Genomic DNA, 1,032 nt, shown 5'->3' on the forward strand with positions numbered 1-1,032 from the left:
AGCCGGTGATAATAAAACACCAATTGGTTTATATGGCTTAGCTTACCCAAGAAAATCCAAGCAATTTAAAGTATTTATTCCAATTATGTATCCAACTTCCAAACAAGTAGCTGCTGGATATACAGGTAGAGATGTAGGAATCCATGGACCAACTCAGTCAGCTAATGTGTTAGGCTGGTTAAGCAACTTACCTGGCTCAACGCGTGGTTGTATTGCTGTTGGCAAGAATAACTACATTGAGTATGTAGCCAAATGGGTAAAATCTAATCCTGGAACTAAAGTTTTAATTATTTAGATTTCGAGCCACCATATTAATTTAGATCCAGTCAAATGAGAAGAACAACCTAGTGACGAAGTAACTTAGGAATACGCGGCACAGAACCCTAAGTTGCTTCGCGCGGTTCGCAATAATGGTGCTTTTATTTTAAGTCCCTTATTTATATTTGTGATAAGTGAATCAATAGAAGCAAACGCATGCTTAGCAAGCCCCGTTTTTTTTGTTAAACTTAAGAAAAGGTATTTTTTATACATAGACGTATAAATACGAATTTAGTTTAGGGAAATTGTTATGCTAAAAAATACGCTAAATGCATTTGGAAGTGTGTCTAAGTTCTTCCACTGGGTTATTGCTTTATTAGTTTGTGCTCAGTTTTATTGGGTTTGGTCTCCTGATTTTATTTCAATAAGTGATGCAATAAAAACTCAATACGTGCTATTACATAAATCATTTGGGGTAGCCATTTTGGTTCTCGCCCTATTATTTATTCTTTGGCGAATGGTAACGATTCGGCCGTCTACCCCATCTCAGCCTTATGGGAAACACATCCTGGCAAAGATAGTTCATTACTCATTACTTATTTTACTATTAGCCCTACCTATATTGGGTTATTTAATGTCTACAGCTGCTGGACGAGCCATTAGCTTTGTTGGCTTATTTGACTTGCCCAATTTAATCTCTCCAAACCGGCACATAGCGGATTTTTGTTTTCAAACCCATTCCATCTTAGGGTTTGTTTTTGCCGTATTGATTGG

At 36.9% G+C, this 1,032-nt stretch carries 2 protein-coding genes; both read left to right on the forward strand.

Features of this window, described 5'->3' with window-relative positions; genetic code table 11:
• Window positions 1-295 (forward strand): L,D-transpeptidase family protein (locus tag ACQY7T_RS13620; protein WP_428414070.1); only part of this gene is annotated, 295 nt, incomplete at its 5' end.
• 273 nt (window positions 296-568) lie between these two features.
• Window positions 569-1,032 (forward strand): cytochrome b (locus ACQY7T_RS13625; RefSeq protein ID WP_428414071.1); only part of this gene is annotated, 464 nt, incomplete at its 3' end.

It is taken from the genome of Legionella sp., assembly GCF_965140895.1.
In the GTDB taxonomy this organism is placed as follows: domain Bacteria; phylum Pseudomonadota; class Gammaproteobacteria; order Legionellales; family Legionellaceae; genus Legionella.